Raw genomic sequence first — 19604 nt, forward strand, 5'->3', positions numbered from 1 at the left:
GTGTGTGGGGGTGTGTTGTGAAGGGTGAGGATGTGTTTTCGTTGCCGCCGGATACGTCCGGGGCGTGTTGTGAGGTGGCAGACCAGTTTGGTGGTGTGGGTGGTCAGGTACAGACCACGCAGGTGGCGATGATGTCGACCACGGGTGTGCCGGGCTGGTTGGGTGAGTCGGCGACGGCGTATCTGGATCAGGTGTGCCGGTTGAAGGGTATTGCGCAGGATGTCAGTGGCGTGTTGATGGATGTGGCCGGGCCGATTAAGGAGTATGGGGAGAAGGTTCGGGAGACGAGAGAGTCGGTCAAAGTCCTCTGGCAAGACTATGACGATGCGTATGCCGCCTACGAGAGGAAGATGCACGACTTGCAGCAGGAGCGGGTTGATTTTGCGCGCACGGGTGTGGGTCCCATGTCGGATTATGAGATCGACCGGGCGGAGCAGTCCTGTCAGGAGGAGTGGGAGGCGACTCAGGCAGAGTTGCGTCGTGCCCATCAAGGGTATTTGGAGGCGTTGGATGAGCAGGCGCGAGTCATAGCGGTGCAGATCACAGCGATTAAGGACCGTCTGTTTGACATGTCGAAACCGCATGGCACGCGGGAGGAGATAGGTGTGAACCTGTTCGGCGATCTCGATCTGATCGCCGTGCAAAACGAGATGAAACACGCCGCCCAGATCGCACCCGAGATGGCCGCCATCATCACCAACCCCACCCCCTCCCCCGAAGACCTCGAAGAATTCTGGAACCAATACGGCAACGAACTCGGCAACCCCTTCGTCACCAACACCCTCCTCACCCACGTATCAGCAGACGACATCCTGAACTTCTCCGTGCGCGTGGATGATGTTCTTGGTGATGGTGAGTTGCATGACGACATACTTCGCGGAGTCGGCACGACCATCGCTCTTGGTACCGGCGGAATGAACCTCGACGGAGACCACGTCGAGCAACAGGCCCTCCTAGAACAATACCGCGACCAGATCAACCTCAAGCCAGGACTGCCACTGACGACCCGAACGAACAGTTTCCTGGAGGAACTGAAAAATGCCGGTGACCGGGCATTTAGGATTCCGGATACCGCAAAGTCACATTACAACCCCTATATTCATACCTCTGGCGTTCCGGACCGGATCGGAGGTTTCGATCTGATCTCCCAACTGCTGGGCGAAGCTGGCCGCGAGAATCCGAATCTCACCCTCGGTTCGGGATTCTTCACCAGTACATCTGGCGAGGGGTTGTCCGTCGCCGAGAAAATGGTGATGTGGGACGCAGAGAGATTCCCGCATTCAGCTGCCGCAAACTACACGGATACAGACTCCTTGTTCAGCTCGGATGGGACCATGCGTGATCCGATGCATGCCATCTATACGCTCATGGACTGCCCCGAAGCCCTGGATCCGCAAATCCTGGACCAACAGGGAACGACGGCGGACCCCGTGTTGGCTGCGGCGGACCGAGTACGCTTAGATTCCGTGCAGGAGTTCCTGACGAGTACGACGCCAGCAGGTATGGATGTCAATCATGACGGCGTCGTCGATAGCAATGACGAGGCGATGGATATGACCCGGTACCTCACCGGCGGTCGCGTCTTGGCAGATCACTATTTCGGCTTCCAAGATGGCGGAGAGCAGTTCGGCAAAGTGATTCAGCAGGCCTCCATGCCCGAACCTGCTCCAGACCGATCACAGGTCAGCACGGCGGAATGGGAGGTATGGGATGCGCGTGATGAAAGGGCCACCCGTATAGCCGGGAATTTCCTCATCGGCTACCAGGATGGTCTAGACGTTCTCAACTCCACGGATGATATCGATGTTCCGAAGGATGATCTCGACGATAGCTACGTTGTGGACGGCGAGGATGTCTTCGGGAACACCAATCCCCATCTGCGCTGGTGGTCGAGCCTGATCCTGACACCCCATGTTGGGAGCCTAACAGACTCTCTACAAGATCCGCTGAACCCGAGCTCAGGGGAGGAATTAGTCATCGGTCCGGGCACCGGCGATCACCATACGTTTGCGTTCTCCGGCGACGTGCGAACAAGACTGTTGGGTCATAACGGTTATTTCGTCGATATCGGGAACGACGCCCTCACGGACGATGCGGGCGACGAAACGGCAAACGGTAACGGGCGCAGGTCGGATCGCGCTCCGGCCGTTTATATCCTGCTCACGGCCGCACAAGCAGAGTCCATGCGTGATTTGAACGGGTCCTTGAACGGGACGATCAACTCCGATCTGGATCAAGTCATCGCACGTTGGACCCCATTGGAAGAGGCATTGTTCACCGCGCAGCCCGATGCGGAGGATCGGCAGAGCCAGTTGCTAGATCAAATGAATACCAACGAGAAGGAATTCCAAGAGAAGATCTTCGACCTACATCCAATCAAGTATTTACTTGACGATCCCGTGTTCGAATGGGCGTATGACGCTGCCGACACTCTCATTGTCGAGCCGACTCTCGATGCCATCTATCCCACTGATACGGTGGAGTTGGGCAACCAATCGCTAGCGCACGGCGACCTGGAAACGCATCTGCAAGATGCCACCTACGAAGCAATTAGCACCCACGGCTCCTTTGAGGACGCGTCCCAGTCGCCGGCCGAGTTCTGCGCAGAAAACGACGCCAAGTACAGTTTTGTTGATGCCGATGGATCGGTCCTGCCCTATCACGACATGGACGACCATCAGCGGAGCGGATTTAGTGACTATCTGAAGAGCGAGGAAAACACCCTCTATTACTCGGATGCAATCAATTCTGCGGGAAGCGCGATTGGTGAGGCCAATCGTGTTCACCACAATGCCTATTCCCAAACAGGCGCAAAACGGGGCAGCTAATGACCACTGCTCGCTTCCTGAACTGTAGGAAAACCCAACGCACTGCTTTCCTGCTCGCCATGCTCCTACTACTCACAACTGGCTGCTCGCCCAAGCAACCGACGTCCAGTACAACATCGCCAACCGTGTCGGCGACTGCGTCGGTACAGTCAACCTTTGTCGCAAAGCAAGACGAAGCAGATCTGATGCGTGCAAAGGCGCCGGAGGGATGGACAGAACTACCCGTGGATGACACGGCCCCACTGGACTACCTGGCATCCAGGGATGGCACGACAGGATTCTCAACCGCAAGCATCCGCGCCTGGCGTTTTGCACCTGAAATCATTGCAAACCGTAGGAATATAACCCTCGACGAGCCAGACAGTTATGATCTTGACCTCTTGATCGGTAACTGGCTCCACGGCATGCTGGCCGACAGTCGAGTGAGTTCGTTTTCTCTACTTCCTGCCCGCACCATTGGTGGCGCACCCGCACGAGGCTACACTTACATCCGCGTCTCGGATGGACTGCCAACCCGATACGAAGCGTGGGAGGTAGGCAGGCGTGATGGCTTGTGGGATATCACGTTGAACTCTGCCCCCGGCGAGACTGAGCTTCCGCCCGAACTCGACGGAATCCTAGATACGATCACCTGGACAGACGCCCCCAACACACCGACCACCCCATCCACATAAGCCCGAGCGGTGCAGCACGCCGTCGCCTCGCGTAGATCGGCGGCGACCACAAGTTGAAACCGGCCCGACGCCCAGAAAGGAGCAAACATGGCACACGGCAATAGGCAGGCCAACCACACCATATGGTTACACGCCATACCCGTCACTGCAGCTAATCGAGTCGCTGTCTCTGGCCGCCTTGCCCCATGCCAAGCTGGGATTTGTCGTTCCCCTGCAGCGCTCCTGCTCCCCATCCTTCTACTCCTGGCAGCTGGCTGCTCTCCTGACGCTCCGGCGTCCAATGTAGTTTCGCCAGCCCTGTCGGAAACTGCGTCGGTACAGTCAACATTTGTGGCAACGCAAGACGAAGCAGATGTGATGCATGCAGAGGTACCGGAGGGATGGACAGAAGTCTCTGTGACGGATACCGCTCCATTAGAATTCCTTGTTTCCGTGGATGGCACCACAGGTTTCTCATCTGCAAGCATCCGCGCCACGCGCTACGCACCTCGGACCATTTCAAGGAGTAAGGATATCAGCCTTGATGAGCCGGATACCTACGATCTCGACCTCCTGATCGGAACCCATCTCCATGACCTGTTGTCCGATAGCCGAGTCAGTTCGTTCACTCTGCTTCCCGCCCGCACCATCGGTGGCGCCCCCGCACGCGGTTACGCCTACGTCGAAACAAATGATGGACTGCCAACTCGATGCGTCGAGTGGCGTGTGGGCAGACGCGATGGCCTGTGGAATATCGTGTTGAACTCTGCCCCCGGAGAAACCGAACTCCCGCCCGAACTCGACGGAATCCTCGATACCATCACCTGGACCGACGCTCCCACCCCAAGCGCACCCTCCACCTAAACCTAGGTGCAAGACAAAGACGCCCCATACCCGGATCTACAGAGAACATAGGAAGTAATCGCCCCCGGAGAGGCACGGAAGGAGAACAGCATGGCACATAGCAGAAGGCCAGAGCGGAACACTGCACGGTTCCCCACCGCGCGACCTTCTGCGATTCGTCATGACAGTTCTGCTAATCGTCTCGTAGTCCTCCGGTCTGCGCATCTCACCAGATTTAAGGCCATCCAACTCGCCATCCTTCTACTCCTCGCAGCTGGTTGCACTGCTGACGCTCCGGCCTCCAAGGTAACTTCACCAGCCCTGTCGGAGACTGCGTCGGTACAGTCAACCTTTGTCGCAAAGCAAGACGAAGCAGATCTGATGCGTGCAAAGGCGCCGGAGGGATGGACAGAACTACCCGTGGATGACACGGCCCCACTGGACTACCTGGCATCCAGGGATGGCACGACAGGATTCTCAACCGCAAGCATCCGCGCCTGGCGTTTTGCACCTGAAATCATTGCAAACCGTAGGAATATAACCCTCGACGAGCCAGACAGTTATGATCTTGACCTCTTGATCGGTAACTGGCTCCACGGCATGCTGGCCGACAGTCGAGTGAGTTCGTTTTCTCTACTTCCTGCCCGCACCATTGGTGGCGCACCCGCACGAGGCTACACTTACATCCGCGTCTCGGATGGACTGCCAACCCGATACGAAGCGTGGGAGGTAGGCAGGCGTGATGGCTTGTGGGATATCACGTTGAACTCTGCCCCCGGCGAGACTGAGCTCCCGCCCGAACTCGACGGCATCCTCGATACCATCACCTGGACAGACGCCCCCACCCCAAGCACTCCACCCACATGAGGCATACTGGTGGCGGTAACGTACACAGCGTCACTCTGATCCATAGGCATATGACGCGAAGCATACCGGCCACCACATCCGCTTATGACCCACCGCAGAAAGGCCACTTGGACATGAGATCTCAGCCGCACGGCAGAAGCCCGTTTGCCCGCACCAGTAAACGGCACCACAGTCACAGGGGCGCCTTCCGAGCGGCCGCCGTCGCAGGCGCACTGTTCATCCTCGCTGGATGTGTCCCCGGCCAACCAACCGGTGACGGCACCACTCTGCAGACCCCCTCGCCCGAAGAAACAGTGTTTTTCACTGAAACGGAAGTCGCGGACATCATGGACGGCGACGAACCAGCCGGGTGGACCGAGACCGTTGACGAGTCGAAAACAGGCCTGGAGTACTTGGCTTCCGAAAACGGCGGCGTCGGCTTTGACTCCGCCTCTATCCGAGCCACCCGCATCGCGCCCAGCGTATTGGACGCAACCGGATACAGGTACGCAGGTCAAGCCGATACATACAGTTTCAACAGAGTCTTCCAAACCTGGTACCGAGAGATGGATCGTTCCAGCTCGCATCAGGAACTCGAAGAACTCGACTACCGCACCGTCGATGGAAGCCCTGCCCGCGGTTACACCTACGTGGACACAACCGACGAGGCGGCCCCCACCCGCTATGAGATCTGGCTCGTCGCCCGCCGTGACGGCGTCTGGCGCATCACCATCACCTCCACACCCGGACAACGGGACTTGCCCGAAGGTTTCACCGAGTCCTTCCTGGACTCCATCACCTGGACCGCGCCGACGGAATAGCCAGGCGCCTCATCCACCGGTGAGCCTTCTTCGACGGCGCCCACGCACCCCGATGGGCCGCCTTCAGCGCCGCTTCCTACGCCCACGCACCCCGATGGGCCGCCTTCAGCGCCGCTTCCTACACCCACGCACCCCGATGGGCCTGCACCTGATAGGTCCCTTTCAGCGCCGCTTCCTCCGTTCGCGCACCCGCACCGAAATCTCGATCGGTGTGCCACTGAACCCGAAAGTCTGCCGCAGGCGGTTCTCGATGAAGCGCCGATACCCGGCTTCCAGGAAGCCGGTCGCAAACAGCACGAAGCGTGGCGGCTGCGTAGAGGGCTGCGTCGCGAACAGAATACGTGGCTGTTTGCCTCCCCGCACCGGATGGGGATGCTCCGCCGCTAACTCCCCCAAGAACGAGTTCAACCGCCCGGTGGGAATCCGCCGGTTCCAAGACTCGAGTGCAGAGTCCATGGCCCGGGTCAGTCGATTCGTATGCCAACCGGTCGATGCGGAAAGATTCACCCGCTCCGCCCACGGAATCTGCACCAGTTCCCGTTCCAACTCGCGGTCAAGTTCCTGCCGGCGCTCGTCGGAAACCAGATCCCACTTGTTACACACGATGACGAGAGCCCGCCCGGCGTCGATCACCTGCTGCATGACCCGAATGTCTTGCTCGGTCAGCGGCTCCGAGGCATCAATGAGCACCAGCCCCAGTTCGGCTTTTTCCAGCGCTGCCTGCGTTCGCAACGAGGCATAGAAGTCCGCTCCGTGTGTCTGGTGCACCCGGCGGCGAATCCCAGCAGTATCCACGAATGTCCACTGCCGACCATCAAGCATGATGATCTCATCAACCGGGTCACGTGTAGTACCTGCTGTGGAATCAACCACCACCCGCTCGGCGCCGGCAAGCTGATTCAACAAGGACGACTTGCCAACGTTCGGTCGACCCACTAGGGCGATACGCCGCGGACCGCCGCTCACCCGTTCCTGGCCATGCGCGGATTCCTGCGGTAGCACCCGCATCGCCGATTCCAGTAGCTCGCCTATCCCCCGGCCATGCATCGCCGAAATAGGATGGGGCTCTCCCAATCCCAGACCCCACAGCACCGCGGCGTCCGATTCTAGTAGCGGCGAATCGACCTTGTTTGCCGCCAGCACAATCGGCCGCTTTGCCCGGCGCAGTAGCCGCACGATCTGCTCGTCCGTATCCGTCATGCCGGTGGTCGCGTCAACCACCAGAATGATTGCGTCCGCGCCTTCGATCGCCAGCTCCGCCTGCCGAGCAACCGCTGCATCAAGCCCGGCGACGTCGATTTCCCAGCCGCCGGTATCCAGCAGCATGAATTCACGCCCGTTCCATTCCGCTGGATAGGACACACGGTCGCGTGTCACGCCGGGAGTGTCCTGCACAACGGCCACCCGCCGTCCGACAATTCGATTCACCAGCGTTGACTTGCCGACGTTCGGTCGCCCGACCACTGCAAGAACCGGCAAACGTTGCGCCTGCTCGGATGAGGCAACGGCTTCTTCACCGGCCAGTACAGCCAGGTCATCGTCGCTGAGCTCATATGCCTCCAGACTGGCGCGTAGCACCTCCTCGCGAAGCATATCGTCCGCGAGATCCGTTACATCATCGGCGCCCTCCGGCATTCCACCGTCCCAGGCGTCGCTGCCATTACCTACGGCGTCGTCGCTCATCGTGCCTCCTCCGGAACCAGCGAAATAATGGCCGCCACGACCTCGTCAATCCCCAAGGTTGAAGAATCGATCATTGTCACGCCATCCCGCGCGGTCATGAACTCTGAGACGGTGGAATCCTCACTGTCGCGCCGCACCACCTCATCGCGGGTCGCCTCTAGGGCTGCCGCATCCGCCGAGCCGCGAGTCTCTAAGGCCCGGCGTGCCAGGCGTGCCTCTTCCGAAGCGGTGAGGAGCACTCTTACCTCCGCATCCGGGGCAACCACAGTAGTGATGTCTCGTCCTTCCGCCACGATGCCATGCCGGGCGCCGACAATCAGCTCGCGTTGGCGCCGCACCAGCTCGGCCCGCACATCCAGATTAGTGGCCACTTTCGAAACGATACGGGAAAGTTCCGGAGCACGGATCGCCTCGGTAATATCCTCCCCGGCGCATACGATCCGCTGCGCCATGGGACTCAGCGGCATCTCCAGAGGCATTCGCCGCGTTGCCTCAACCACAGCCTCGTGATCGTCGAGGTCAATCCCCTCTCGCTCACACCACCAGGTAGCAGCCCGGTACATGGCACCCGTATCCAGGTAGCTTAATCCCAACTGGCTGGCGACCTGCCGGGAAACTGTTGATTTCCCAGACCCGGACGGCCCGTCCACCGCAATGACAATACGCATCTTCTGCTCTCCCCCTTCGAGGATGACCTCCCAGCCTCGCTGCTCCAAGCAACGTGCCAGACGTTCCGCTTCGCCCGGAACCACCGCTAGCGAGGCCCGTCCAACGGGCGCCCCCACCGAATGCTCCAGTTGCAAATCCTCAATGTTGACACCGATTTCGCCGACCTCGGTGAACAGCCGCCCCAGTTCTCCCGGTCGATCCGGCACGAGCGCAACCACCTCCCGGTAACGCCGCGGTGCACCGCCGTGTTTTCCCGGAATACGCGCAACGCCATCATTGCCGTGCCCTATTACGCGGGAGATTCCGGCCAGCACTCCCGGAGCTAGCGGATCATCCACGCCCGGCTCCAAGGCGCGAATCAGCCCTTGCAACTCCCGTTGGATGGATCTCAGCACACCACCGACCGCCTGGGCATTGCCGGCAATAATCGTTGCCCACAGACGAGGATCCGATGCGGCTACGCGGGTCACATCCCGCAGCCCCTGCCCGGCCAGCTCTAGTGCCTCCACCGGCGTGTCACGCAGTGCGCTAGCCACCAGCGACGACATGAGTTGCGGCATATGCGACACCGCGGCCACTGAGCGATCATGCTCCCGTGGCTCCATTTCCACCGGTAGTGCTCCCGTATCCAGGGCGACCTGCTTGACAAGGGCCAGAGCCTCCACATCGGTGGCCGATGTCGGTGTTAACACCCAAGGCCGCCCGATGAATAGGTCCGCATCGGCGGCGATCGCGCCCGAACGCTCCTTTCCCGCCATGGGGTGAGAGCCAACGTAACGGGATTCGCCGGGATGACCCGCAACCTCGGCAACAACGCGCTCCTTCACGGACGACACGTCGGTGATCACCGCCGTCGGAAAGCGATCCAGGGCGGCACGCACCACATCAGCGGCGCTGTCCGGCGGAGTGGCGACGACGACGAGTAGCGGTTCCGGGGAATCGGCGTCCGCAATCGCACCCGCGCCCAGATCGCGCGCCAGAGCCTGCGCGGCGGGCCAGGTGTCCTCCAGTTGCACCTCAACACCTAAGCTGCGTAGGCGCAACCCAAGGGAGGCACCGAGCAGCCCGGTACCGATGATTCGAACTGGAGAAGGCGCCATCGTTAAATCCCCGCCGCCACGACCATCGCTACATTCCCACCATGCGCATCAGCGCACCGAGTTCACTGCCCGCCACGATCCGCGTCTTTCCCGGCTTTAGACGGCCCGCCTCAATATTGCCGAACCGGGTGCGTACCAGCTCCATCACGGGGTGCCCGACCTCATCCATCATCCGGCGCACGATCCGATTCCGCCCCGAATGCAGCGTTATCTCGACAATCGAGTTCCGACGCGCAGATTCGCGCAGTACGAATTTGTCGACGCTGATCGGTCCATCTTCCAGCGTGATTCCCTGCTCCAACACGCGCCCCAAACCGCGCGTCACGGTGCCTTCCACTCGCGCCACGTACGTCTTCGGCACTTTGTAGGAGGGATGGGTTAAGCGATGCGTCAGTTCGCCATCATTGGAGAGCAGAAGGATGCCTTCCGTATCTTGGTCCAATCGGCCAACGTGGAACAGACGTTCCGGACGATCAGCCACGTACTGTGCCAGGCCGGGACGTCCGCGCGCATCCTCCTCTTCCATCGTGCACACAACCCCCGGCGGCTTGTACAACGCCAGGGTCACCAAAGACTTATCCAGTTGCAGCGGGGTACCATCCACGTGGATGGTGACTTCCTGTGGGTCCACACGCATGCCGAGCGCGGTGACCACCTCGCCATTGACGGTCACGCGACCCTGCGAGATGAGGTTTTCACACAGACGGCGCGACCCCACTCCGGCATGAGCCATAATCTTCTGCAGGCGCTCCCCCTGCGGGTTGTAAAGATCGCTCATGGCAAGTCCTTCTCCACATCCTCAAGTTCATCGGCCTCCGGCAAATACGGCGCAAGCGGCGCTAGTTCCGCGATGGAGTTCATACCCATAACCTCCAAGAAATACGGAGTCGTGCCGTACAGAATTGCGCCCGTTGCAGCGGTGGTTCCTGTTTCTTCCACCAGTCCTCGCGTGACCAACGTCCGGACCACGGAATCCACGTTTACGCCGCGCACGGCGGCTACCTGCGCGCGGGTGACCGGCTGCCGGTAGGCTATCACCGCCAGGGTCTCCAAGGCGGCCTGAGACAGTTTACCGGATTGGTCCGCCACAACATAGGCGGCAACAATATCCGCAAAGCGCGGTCGCGTGTACAAACGCCACCCGCCACCGGCCTCCCGTAGGTCAAAGCCGCGCACACGCCCCTCGCCGTCGCCGGCATACTCCCGCGCCATCTCACGCAGCAGTGCATCCGTGTATGCCTCGGATGCCCCGATGGCTCCCGCCAGGTTCACCAACGGCATCGGCTCCGCCGCGATCAGCAGCAGTGCTTCAAGGGCGCCACAGGCATCATCGTGCTCCGGCTCCCCTGTTTCAGGCACGCCCACTACTTCCGCTTCAGTCACCGTCCTGCCCTTCCTGCATAGCCTTCCCTATTTTTTGTCTTTTCTTCCTTGACGGTCGCAGTCTCCGTACCCACGCCATCCGCTCCGTCGTCGGACGCGGCGGTGATCAGCAGCGGGCCGAGCGGTTCTTCCTGGCTCACACTGATATCACGTGCGCGCAGTAACTCCAGCACCGCCATGAACCGCGCCACCACCGTCGGAACATTCGGGGCGTTAGCACATAGCGAGGCAAAGCTGACCGGATCACCCGGCACGAGCCGCTCACGCAGGTAGCTGATCTGCGTGGATACCGGTACCAGCGGGTCATGCAAATGGTCCAAGAGCAGCCGGGGTTCTTTGTGGCTTCGCGACATCGCCATGGCCGCCAACAATGCTAGGTCGGCCACGCCAATCCCTACATGTACTTCGGGCAAGGCCCGCGCATACTGCTCCTCCAAGGGCACGCGCCGCGGTACCGAGCGCGACTCTCGCGCCATACGAGCCGCGAAGTCTCCCGCGACCTCCTTGTACGCGCGGTACTGCAGGAGTTTCGCGAACAGCAGGTCACGCTGTTCAAGCAGTTCCAGATCCTCGGGCTCCTCCTCGCCACGCGGCAGCAACCGTGCCGCCTTCAAATCCAGCAGAGTTGCCGCAACGACGAGGAACTCGCTGGCCTCCGACATATCAAAGTCGCGTTGCGAGCGAATGAAGGCAATAAACTCGTCGGTAACCTCGGCCAGCGCCACCTCGGTAATATCGAGACGCTTGCGGGCGACTAATGACAGCAGAACGGAGAACGGGCCCGAAAACACGTCCAGTTCGACGGCGAAGGCCTGTTCGCCCTTCGAATCAATCGGGAAAAGCTCGTCCATCACGGGCATTGCCCGCGCGCCACGAGTTCGCGCGCCAGGCGACGATAGGAGGCGGCACCGGAATGCGTCGGCGCGTACTCGGTGATCGGAACCGCCGCGATGGTGGCATCGGGGAACTTTACGGTGCGGGAGATGTACGTCGAGTAGACCTTGTCGCCGAATCCTTCACGTACGGACTTGATCACTTCCCGCGAATGCAGGGTACGCATGTCCACCATGGTCAGCAGCACACCGTCGATCTGCAGGCGCGGGTTCAGCCTGTCTTGTACACGTTCAATCTGCTCGGTCAGCAGCGCCACGCCACGCATGGCGAAATACTCCGCCTCCAGCGGGATAATCACTCCATGCGCCGCAGTTAAGGCATTCACCGTGAGGAGCCCAAGAGACGGCTGGCAGTCGATAATGATGAGATCGTAGTCGTCCATCACCGGGCGCAGCACTCGGGTCAGCGCCTGTTCCCTGGCCACTTCGTTGATAAGAACGATCTCCGCCGCCGACAGGTCGATATTGGCCGGCACAAGATCCAGATTCTCCGCCGACGTCGGCTGAATGACCGCTTTCACGTCGGGCTTGGATGCAACGAGCTCGTTGTAGATTGTTCGCTCCAGCGCGCGGGCATTCACCCCTAGGCCCGCGCTGGCCGCACCCTGCGGATCAAAGTCGACCACAAGTACCTTCCGGCCGTACTCCGCAAAAGCAGCGGCGAGGTTGATCGTCGTCGTCGTTTTTCCGACGCCGCCCTTCTGATTCGACATCGCAATGATGCGCGCCGGTCCATGCGATGCCAGCGGAGCCGGCTCCGGGAAGTCCTGGCCGGCATAGTCGGGGATGAGGGCGTCTTGTTCGATCACGGTCCTAGCCTACCTAACACAGCGGCCAAGGGGGTTTAAGACGCCGCGATACTACAGCATTCCAGGGGGCTAACTCCGCGCCATGGTTAGGGTGTCGCAGCGAGTGAACCTGCCACGCTACGACATCGCCCCAGTTGCTTCAACGTCCCACCACACCGCTACTTCAGCCGTCGGCTCAGCTCGCTGCTCCGATGTACCCGCTCCGCATGGTCCTTCACGACAGCGCACGCGGATGTGCTGCAGCGTACACCTCCCGTACCGTATCGCGGGTAACCAAGGTGTAGATCTGCGTCGTCGTCACGGAGGAATGCCCCAGCATCTCCTGGACAACGCGTACATCCGCGCCGCCCTGGAGCAAGTGCGTGGCAAATGAATGCCGCAGACTGTGCGGAGACACCCGCCCGGCCAATCCTGCTCGCTCAGCGGCTTGCTGCACAATGGTCCACGCGCTTTGCCGCGAGAGCGGCCGACCACGAGTATTCAAGAAAAGGATGGGGTGCCCGCGCCATGCCTCGCCAGCGCTGGCCGTCCGCGCACGGTGTAAGCCTCAAGCGCTGAAATGGCATAGCTTCCCAGAGGCAGCAGGCGTTCCTTCCGCCCTTTTCCGAACAGGCGGATCACCTTGGTTTCCGTATCAATATCGTCAGCGGTCAGCCCGACTGCCTCAGAGATACGAGCACCAGTTCCGTACAAGACCTCTAGCAGCGCTCTATCGCGCAGTGACACCGGAGTGTCCCCAACGCTGGCGGCCTCGATGAGGCAGCTTACTTCCTCAACCGACAGAGCCTTGGGGAGCCTCCGCGGAAGTTTGGGAGGCCGCACATCACGGGCCGGATTATCCGGCGTCGTTCCCTCGTCAAACAGGAAGCGATGAAAGGAACGCGCCGCCGTCATCGAGCGTGCCACCGACGATGGCGCCATTGCGGCCAGAACATCGGCGAAGGAGGCAACATCCTCCCGCGTCACCGCTGCCGGGCCGCTGATTCCCCTGCTCTCCAGGTGCCGTACGTACTTCTCCAGATCACGTCGGTATGCAGCGAGGGTATTCTCCGAGAGCGAACGTTCAACCGCGAGATGCGCAAGGTACTGCCGAGCCGCCCGCGCTAAGGCGCCCGATCCGGGAAGCTTCTCATTCGCCATGATGCCATTTATTCTAGGTGGGCGGCCATCCCGCCAACCACGACCCACGCGGTTCCGCGAGAATGGCTCGATCTGCGCGCATCGGCCCTCCCCGTCTTGTGCCACCCCACCGAACACCTCTGATCACGGCACCGGGTAGTCACCAACTGCACCCGTGTCACTCGTCGGGCGATTTCAAGCCAGTTGAACGGTAGTCGACGGGTGATTCTCTCCCGGCGGACCACAGGCTCACATGTTTCAGGGCCAAATATCCTGTCGTTTTGCTGTGCCAGGCAGGTAGGCTGGTAGAGATTGGCTCCGGATGGACCGGAGCACTGAGAACAAGGGAGCTTTCCAATGCCGGAACTTCAATGGACGGACCTTGATCAGCGAGCGGTAGACACCGGGCGTGCCCTAGCTGCCGACGCGGTAGAAAAGGCGGGTAATGGCCACCCGGGTACCGCCATCTCACTGTCGCCGATGGCGTATCTGCTTTTCCAGAAGGTCATGCGTCACGACCCGTCCGACCCCGCCTGGATCGGACGTGACCGCTTCGTTCTCTCCATCGGGCACTCTTCCGTCACCCTCTATAATCAGCTGTATTTCGCAGGCTACGGCCTTGAACTTGACGACCTGAAGTCATTGCGTACCGAGGGGTCCCTCACCCCGGGCCACCCCGAATACGGGCACACGGCGGGTGTGGAGATGACCACCGGCCCATTGGGCCAAGGCCTGGCGTCAGCCGTCGGCATGGCGATGGCCGCGCGGCGGGAGCGCGGTCTGCTCGACCCGGAAGCACCAGCAGGCTCTTCCCCCTTCGATCATTTCATCTACACGGTGGTCGGTGAGGGCTGCCTGGAAGAAGGCGTCACCTCTGAGGCCAGCTCGCTGGCGGGAACACAGCATCTCGGCAATCTCATTGTCATCTGGGATGACAACCGCATCTCGATTGAGGACGATACCTGCATTGCCTTCACCGAGGATGTTCTTGCCCGCTACGCCGCGTATGGCTGGCATACCCAGCATGTCGACTGGACCAACGGCGGTCACGGTTACACCGAGGACGTCGCGGCCCTCGCAGCCGCCATAGAGTCGGCTCAGGCCGAAACCGACCGTCCCTCCATCATCCGACTCTCCACGATTATGGCCTGGCCGAGCCCCACCAAGCAGGGTACAGGTGCAGCCCACGGCGCTGCACTCGGAGCCGAGGAAATCGCCGGCCTGAAGAAGGCTCTCGGGTTGAATCCGGAGACATCCTTCGATGTGGCCGATGAGGTCATTACTCACACACGTACACAGGCGCGCGAGCGTGCCGCGTCGGCACGTGCCGCCTGGCAGGCCGATTACGAGCAGTGGCGTGCCGCCAACCCCGAGCGCGCCGCGTTACTGGACCGGTTGCAGGCCAAGGAGCTGCCCCAAGATTGGGAGTCGGCACTACCCACCTTCGAAACAGGAAAGTCGATTGCCACCCGCGCCGCCTCCGGGCAGGTACTCACGGCTCTGGCCCCCGTTCTTCCCGAACTGTGGGGCGGTTCGGCCGATCTCGCCGGTTCGAATAACACCACGATGAAGGGCGAGCCCTCCTTCCTCCCCGCTGATCGCGTCAGCGCCGATTGGCCCGGCAACGAGTACGGACGGACCCTCCATTTCGGAATCCGCGAACACGGCATGGCCGCCATTCTCAACGGCATCAACTTGCACGGCCTGACCCGTTCCTACGGCGGTACGTTCTTCGTGTTTGCCGATTACATGCGTGGTGCTGTGCGGCTCGCCGCACTCATGCATGTGCCATCGATCTTCGTGTGGACGCATGACTCCATTGGCGTGGGCGAGGACGGCCCCACCCATCAGCCCATCGAGCATCTGTGGGCCTATCGCGCGATCCCCGGCCTCGACATCGTGCGCCCCGCTGACGCCAACGAGACCGCGCAGGCTTGGGCAGGCATTCTGGAACGCAGCGAGGGCAACCCGGCCGGACTCGTGCTCTCCCGGCAGGGCCTACCCGTTCTGGATGAGGTCAGCGCCGATGGCGTCCGTAAGGGCGGCTACGTGCTTGCCGATTCCCCCACCGGAACGGTCGATGTGCAGCTGCTAGCCACCGGATCCGAGGTGCAGGTAGCCCTAGCAGCGCAGGAAACCCTAGCTGCCGAAGGCATCGGTGCACGAGTGGTGTCGCTGCCGTGCCTGGAGTGGTTCGCCGAGCAGGATGCGGAGTACCGTGATTCGGTTATTCTTCCCGATGTGAAGGCACGCGTCTCCGTTGAGGCCGGATCCACCTTCGGCTGGGCCGGATTCGTGGGTGACGCCGGTCGTTCCATCGGTGTGGATCACTACGGTGAGTCCGCATCCGGTTCTGTATTGTTCGCGAAGTACGGCATTACCGGCGACGCCGTCGTGGCAGCCGCTCGCGAGTCGATTGCTGCCGCCAAGTAGCAACCGCAGACGAACAACCGCCATACGAACCGGTGGCCCACCCCGCAAGGGGTGGGCCACCGTCGTTTGAGAATTGGCAATTAGGCGAATTTCGTTGCCAAGCCGATCAGCACGACGACAATCGTCCACACCAGCGCAACACCAACCGTAATTCGGTTGAGGTTACGCTCCGCTACACCGGATGAACGCATCGACGTAGAAATACCGCCACCGAACATATCGGAGATACCGCCACCCTTTCCCTTATGCAAGAGGATGGACAGAACCAGCAGCACGCTCGTGATCACAAGCAGCACCTGGCAAATAACGAGGAGAACGCTCACCTCAGCTCCCTTCCGGTTGTGGCGAATAGACCCAGTGTAACGGATATCAGCGGTGGGGCAAGGTCACGCCTGCTGGTAGGTGACGATCTTCGCGAATTCGTCCACCTTCAGGCTCGCACCGCCCACCAGCGCACCGTCAATATCCGGTTGTGCCATGAGTTCCGCCGCATTGGACGACTTGACGGAACCGCCGTACTGAATGCGCACCGCATCCGCCGTCGCCTGATCGAAGAGTTCGGCGATCCGAACCCGAATCGCGCCACAAACCTCCTGGGCGTCCTGCGAGGTTGCGACTTCTCCAGTACCGATTGCCCAGATGGGCTCATAGGCGATCACGGATTTCGCCACCTCGGCGGCGCTCAGACCCGCCAGCATGGCATTGATCTGGTCCAGCACATACTCCACGTGCGTCCCAGCCTTTCGGACCTCCAAGGGCTCACCGCAGCACATAATCGGCCGCATTCCGGCGTCGAGTACCTTCTTGGCTTTTTCCCCAACGAGTTCATTCGTCTCGCCGTGGTACTCTCTGCGCTCGGAGTGACCAACAACCACATAGGAGCAGCCGAGCTTGGTCAGCATGGCAGTGGATACTTCACCGGTGTAGGCACCTGAGTCGTGAGTTGAGACGTCCTGCGCGCCGTATGCGATGGAGAGTTCGTCCGATTCGACAAGAGTCTGCACGGAGCGAATATCGGTGAACGGCGGCACCACCACTACCTCCACGGCTGAATAGTCGTGCTTGAGATCAGTAAGTGTCCACGCCAACTTCTGCACCAGATGAGTCGCCTCGAGATGGTCGAGGTTCATCTTCCAATTGCCGGCAATAATCGGTGTACGTGCCATTATTCAGTCCTCCAGAACAGCGATGCCCGGCAGCGTCTTACCCTCGAGGAACTCCAGCGAGGCTCCACCACCGGTGGAAATATGCGAGAACTTCTGCTCATCGAAGCCCAGGTTGCGCACCGCCGCGGCGGAATCGCCACCTCCAACAATGGTGAAGCCGTCGGCATCTTGCATGGCCCGTGCCACGGCCTTGGTTCCTTCGGCGAAGGCCGGGAATTCGAAGACTCCCATCGGGCCGTTCCACACCACAGTCTTGGAATCGGCGATTGCTTCCGCGTAAGCGGCGCCGCTTTCCGGTCCGATGTCCAAGCCCATCTCATCGGCAGGAATGTTGGAAACCGGAACAACAGACGCCGGTGCTTCGGCGGCGAACTTCGGCGCAACGACAACGTCTTCCGGCAGAAGGATCTGCACGTTGTTGTCGGCAGCCTTGCGCAGGTACGACGCCGCAGTATCGATCTGGTCATCCTCCAGCAACGAGGTACCGACCTCATATCCCTGCGCACGGAGGAAGGTGAACGCCATGCCTCCACCGATCAGCAGACGATCAGCCTTGTCCAGGAGATTGTCGATGACGCCAAGCTTGTCCGAAACCTTCGAGCCACCCAGCACCACGGTGTACGGGCGCTCCGGGTTGTTCGTGGCACGCGACAGGGAGTCGATCTCCTTGAAGACCAGCTCACCGGCAGCTGAGGGCAGCAGCTTCGCAATGTCATAAACAGATGCCTGCTTGCGATGCACCACGCCGAAACCATCGGAAACAAAGGCGTCGGCCAATGCGGCGTACTCCTTGGCAAGTTCCTCCCGCTCCGCGTCAACCTTGGAATCCTCGCGCGCATCAAAACGCACATTCTCCAGCAGAACGATCTCGCCGTCGTTAAGCGCTGCAACCTTGGCCTGCGCATCCGGGCCAACCGTATCGGCGGCCAGTACAACATCGCGACCCAGTAGCTCACCTAGGCGAGCAGCCACCGGCGCGAGTGAGAACTCCGGCTTGACCTGGCCCTTCGGGCGGCCGAGATGTGCGGAGACGATGACCTTGGCACCCGCGTTCAGCAGACGCTGCAACGTTGGCACAGCGGCACGGATACGACCGTCGTCGGTAATATTACGGGCATCATCAAGTGGAACGTTGAAGTCCGAGCGAACGAAAACCTTCTTACCGACGAGATCGCCGAGCGAATCAATGGTCCTCATAAAATCTTCCTTTCATGCGGATGCCCGCACACGCGCACTGCATGTGCGGGCATCCCGCTTAGCTCATGGTATTCGAGCTGTTCAGTATCAGAGCTTCGCGCCAACGAGGACCGTCAGGTCAACAAGGCGGTTGGAATAACCCCACTCGTTGTCGTACCAGGAGACAACCTTGACCTGGTTGTCGATAACCTTGGTCAAGCCGGCATCGAAAATCGAGGAATGCGGATCGGTCTCGATGTCCTTCGAGACGATTGGATCCTCGGTGTAGGCCAGAATGCCCTTGAGCGGGCCCTCGGCGGCAGCCTTCACGGCAGCGTTGACGGCCTCAACCGTCACCGGCTTGGAGGCCTCGAAGGTGAGGTCGGTGACCGAGCCAGTCGGGGTCGGAACACGCAGCGCGTAGCCGTCGAACTTGCCCTTCAGCTCCGGGATGACGAGGGCGACAGCCTGCGCCGCACCCGTCTTGGTAGGAACGATGTTCAGGGCGGCGGCACGCGAACGGCGCAGATCCTTGTGCGGGCCATCTTGCAGGTTCTGGTCAGCCGTGTACGCGTGAATCGTGGTCATAAGGCCCTTGACAATGCCGAACTCGTCGTTGAGGACCTTGGCCAACGGTGCCAGGCAATTGGTGGTGCAGGATGCATTCGAGATGATGTTGTGGTTGGCCGGATCGTAGTCCTGCTCGTTCACACCGATGACGAATGTTGCATCTTCGTTCTTCGCCGGAGCGGAGATGATAACCTTCTTAGCTCCAGCCTCAAGGTGCGCCTTAGCAGCGGTCGCATCCGTGAAACGGCCGGTGGACTCGATGACGACGTCGACGCCGAGTTCGCCCCACGGCAGCTGAGCCGGATCGCGCTCCTCAAGAGCCTTGATCGTCTGGTCGCCAATGATGATGGAATCCTCGGTGTAGCTGACCTCGCGGTCCAGCTTGCCGAGAATTGAATCGTACTTAAGAAGGTGAGCCAGGGTCTTGTTGTCGGTCAGATCGTTAACTGCAACGACCTGAATGTCGGCACCCTGGGCGAGGGCGGCGCGGGTGAAGTTGCGGCCAATGCGGCCAAAGCCGTTAATACCTACGCGAATTGTCACTCTGTTCCTCCTAGTGCGCTTTCACGCACGTCTCATAGGTGCGGGCCGCACTTAACAGCCCGCGGGTAC

16 protein-coding genes and 1 pseudogene are annotated in these 19604 nt (G+C 60.7%); 6 read left to right on the forward strand and 11 right to left on the reverse strand.

Going from position 1 to position 19604, the window contains the following annotated elements:
* The first annotated feature begins 74 nt into the window (after positions 1 to 74).
* From DDD63_RS07985 to DDD63_RS08005, 5 genes are all read left to right on the forward strand, one after another.
* Positions 75 to 2828, forward strand: coding sequence for a hypothetical protein (locus DDD63_RS07985; protein WP_164505497.1), 2754 nt, complete (start codon positions 75 to 77; stop codon positions 2826 to 2828).
* A 185-nt stretch (positions 2829 to 3013) separates the two neighbouring features.
* A complete protein-coding gene (locus DDD63_RS07990; protein WP_164505498.1) occupies positions 3014 to 3502 on the forward strand; it encodes a hypothetical protein in 489 nt (162 codons plus the stop codon).
* A gap of 330 nt (positions 3503 to 3832) precedes the next feature.
* Positions 3833 to 4345, forward strand: a complete 513-nt coding sequence (locus DDD63_RS07995) for a hypothetical protein (protein WP_108715929.1) — start codon at positions 3833 to 3835, stop codon at positions 4343 to 4345.
* A gap of 360 nt (positions 4346 to 4705) precedes the next feature.
* Positions 4706 to 5191 (forward strand): hypothetical protein, encoded by a 486-nt coding sequence (locus DDD63_RS12035; RefSeq protein WP_125482475.1) that lies wholly within the window; start codon positions 4706 to 4708, stop codon positions 5189 to 5191.
* 113 nt (positions 5192 to 5304) lie between these two features.
* Positions 5305 to 5991, forward strand: coding sequence for a hypothetical protein (locus tag DDD63_RS08005; RefSeq protein ID WP_125482476.1), 687 nt, complete (start codon positions 5305 to 5307; stop codon positions 5989 to 5991).
* Positions 5992 to 6153: 162 nt separating this feature from the next.
* Here the strand turns inward: DDD63_RS08005 and der are convergent, their stop codons facing one another.
* From der to xerD, 7 genes and pseudogenes are all read right to left on the reverse strand, one after another.
* Positions 6154 to 7626, reverse strand: a complete 1473-nt coding sequence (gene der / locus DDD63_RS08010; protein ID WP_240611481.1) for a ribosome biogenesis GTPase Der — start codon at positions 7624 to 7626, stop codon at positions 6154 to 6156.
* 44 nt (positions 7627 to 7670) lie between these two features.
* On the reverse strand, positions 7671 to 9443 hold the full coding sequence (locus DDD63_RS13380) for a prephenate dehydrogenase (RefSeq protein ID WP_108715933.1): 1773 nt from the start codon (positions 9441 to 9443) through the stop codon (positions 7671 to 7673).
* A 28-nt stretch (positions 9444 to 9471) separates the two neighbouring features.
* Entirely contained in the window at positions 9472 to 10221 is a 750-nt protein-coding gene (locus tag DDD63_RS08020; RefSeq protein WP_108715934.1) for a pseudouridine synthase, read from the reverse strand.
* Complete coding sequence (gene scpB, locus DDD63_RS08025) at positions 10218 to 10724, reverse strand: SMC-Scp complex subunit ScpB (protein ID WP_108716698.1); 507 nt, start codon at positions 10722 to 10724, stop codon at positions 10218 to 10220. Before scpB ends, DDD63_RS08020 begins: the two co-directional genes overlap by 4 nt.
* Positions 10725 to 10822: 98 nt before the next feature.
* Complete coding sequence (locus DDD63_RS08030; protein WP_108716699.1) at positions 10823 to 11677, reverse strand: ScpA family protein; 855 nt, start codon at positions 11675 to 11677, stop codon at positions 10823 to 10825.
* Entirely contained in the window at positions 11677 to 12528 is an 852-nt protein-coding gene (locus DDD63_RS08035; protein WP_240611223.1) for an AAA family ATPase, read from the reverse strand. Before DDD63_RS08035 ends, DDD63_RS08030 begins: the two co-directional genes overlap by 1 nt.
* Before the next feature lie 214 nt (positions 12529 to 12742).
* Positions 12743 to 13668: pseudogene (gene xerD / locus DDD63_RS08040) on the reverse strand (site-specific tyrosine recombinase XerD).
* Positions 13669 to 14004: 336 nt separating this feature from the next.
* On the opposite strand from xerD, the gene tkt reads away from it, so the two are divergent.
* Complete coding sequence (gene tkt, locus DDD63_RS08045) at positions 14005 to 16080, forward strand: transketolase (protein WP_108715935.1); 2076 nt, start codon at positions 14005 to 14007, stop codon at positions 16078 to 16080.
* A gap of 80 nt (positions 16081 to 16160) precedes the next feature.
* Here the strand turns inward: tkt and secG are convergent, their stop codons facing one another.
* The 4 genes from secG to gap all read right to left on the reverse strand — a co-directional run bounded on the left by secG (position 16161) and on the right by gap (position 19535).
* Complete coding sequence (gene secG, locus DDD63_RS08050) at positions 16161 to 16403, reverse strand: preprotein translocase subunit SecG (RefSeq protein ID WP_108715936.1); 243 nt, start codon at positions 16401 to 16403, stop codon at positions 16161 to 16163.
* 63 nt (positions 16404 to 16466) lie between these two features.
* Positions 16467 to 17246: a triose-phosphate isomerase gene (gene tpiA, locus DDD63_RS08055; RefSeq protein WP_108715937.1), complete on the reverse strand. Its 780-nt coding sequence runs from the start codon at positions 17244 to 17246 to the stop codon at positions 16467 to 16469.
* 3 nt (positions 17247 to 17249) lie between these two features.
* Complete coding sequence (locus tag DDD63_RS08060; protein ID WP_108715938.1) at positions 17250 to 18443, reverse strand: phosphoglycerate kinase; 1194 nt, start codon at positions 18441 to 18443, stop codon at positions 17250 to 17252.
* A gap of 87 nt (positions 18444 to 18530) precedes the next feature.
* A complete protein-coding gene (gene gap / locus DDD63_RS08065; protein WP_108715939.1) occupies positions 18531 to 19535 on the reverse strand; it encodes a type I glyceraldehyde-3-phosphate dehydrogenase in 1005 nt (334 codons plus the stop codon).
* Between the last annotated feature and the right edge of the window lie 69 nt (positions 19536 to 19604).

It is taken from the genome of Actinobaculum sp. 313 (assembly GCF_003073475.1).
Classification (GTDB): Bacteria; Actinomycetota; Actinomycetes; order Actinomycetales; family Actinomycetaceae; genus Asp313.

Coding starts and splice junctions, on each gene's coding strand:
- DDD63_RS07990 (WP_164505498.1), top strand. CDS start 3,014: ATGCGTGCAAAGGCGCCGGAGGGATGGACAGAACTACCCGTGGATGAC.
- DDD63_RS12035 (WP_125482475.1), top strand. CDS start 4,706: ATGCGTGCAAAGGCGCCGGAGGGATGGACAGAACTACCCGTGGATGAC.
- DDD63_RS08005 (WP_125482476.1), top strand. CDS start 5,305: ATGAGATCTCAGCCGCACGGCAGAAGCCCGTTTGCCCGCACCAGTAAA.
- der (WP_240611481.1), bottom strand. CDS start 7,626: ATGCCGGAGGGCGCCGATGATGTAACGGATCTCGCGGACGATATGCTT.
- DDD63_RS13380 (WP_108715933.1), bottom strand. CDS start 9,443: ATGGCGCCTTCTCCAGTTCGAATCATCGGTACCGGGCTGCTCGGTGCC.
- DDD63_RS08020 (WP_108715934.1), bottom strand. CDS start 10,221: ATGAGCGATCTTTACAACCCGCAGGGGGAGCGCCTGCAGAAGATTATG.
- scpB (WP_108716698.1), bottom strand. CDS start 10,724: ATGCCGTTGGTGAACCTGGCGGGAGCCATCGGGGCATCCGAGGCATAC.
- DDD63_RS08030 (WP_108716699.1), bottom strand. CDS start 11,677: ATGGACGAGCTTTTCCCGATTGATTCGAAGGGCGAACAGGCCTTCGCC.
- tkt (WP_108715935.1), top strand. CDS start 14,005: ATGCCGGAACTTCAATGGACGGACCTTGATCAGCGAGCGGTAGACACC.
- tpiA (WP_108715937.1), bottom strand. CDS start 17,246: ATGGCACGTACACCGATTATTGCCGGCAATTGGAAGATGAACCTCGAC.
- DDD63_RS08060 (WP_108715938.1), bottom strand. CDS start 18,443: ATGAGGACCATTGATTCGCTCGGCGATCTCGTCGGTAAGAAGGTTTTC.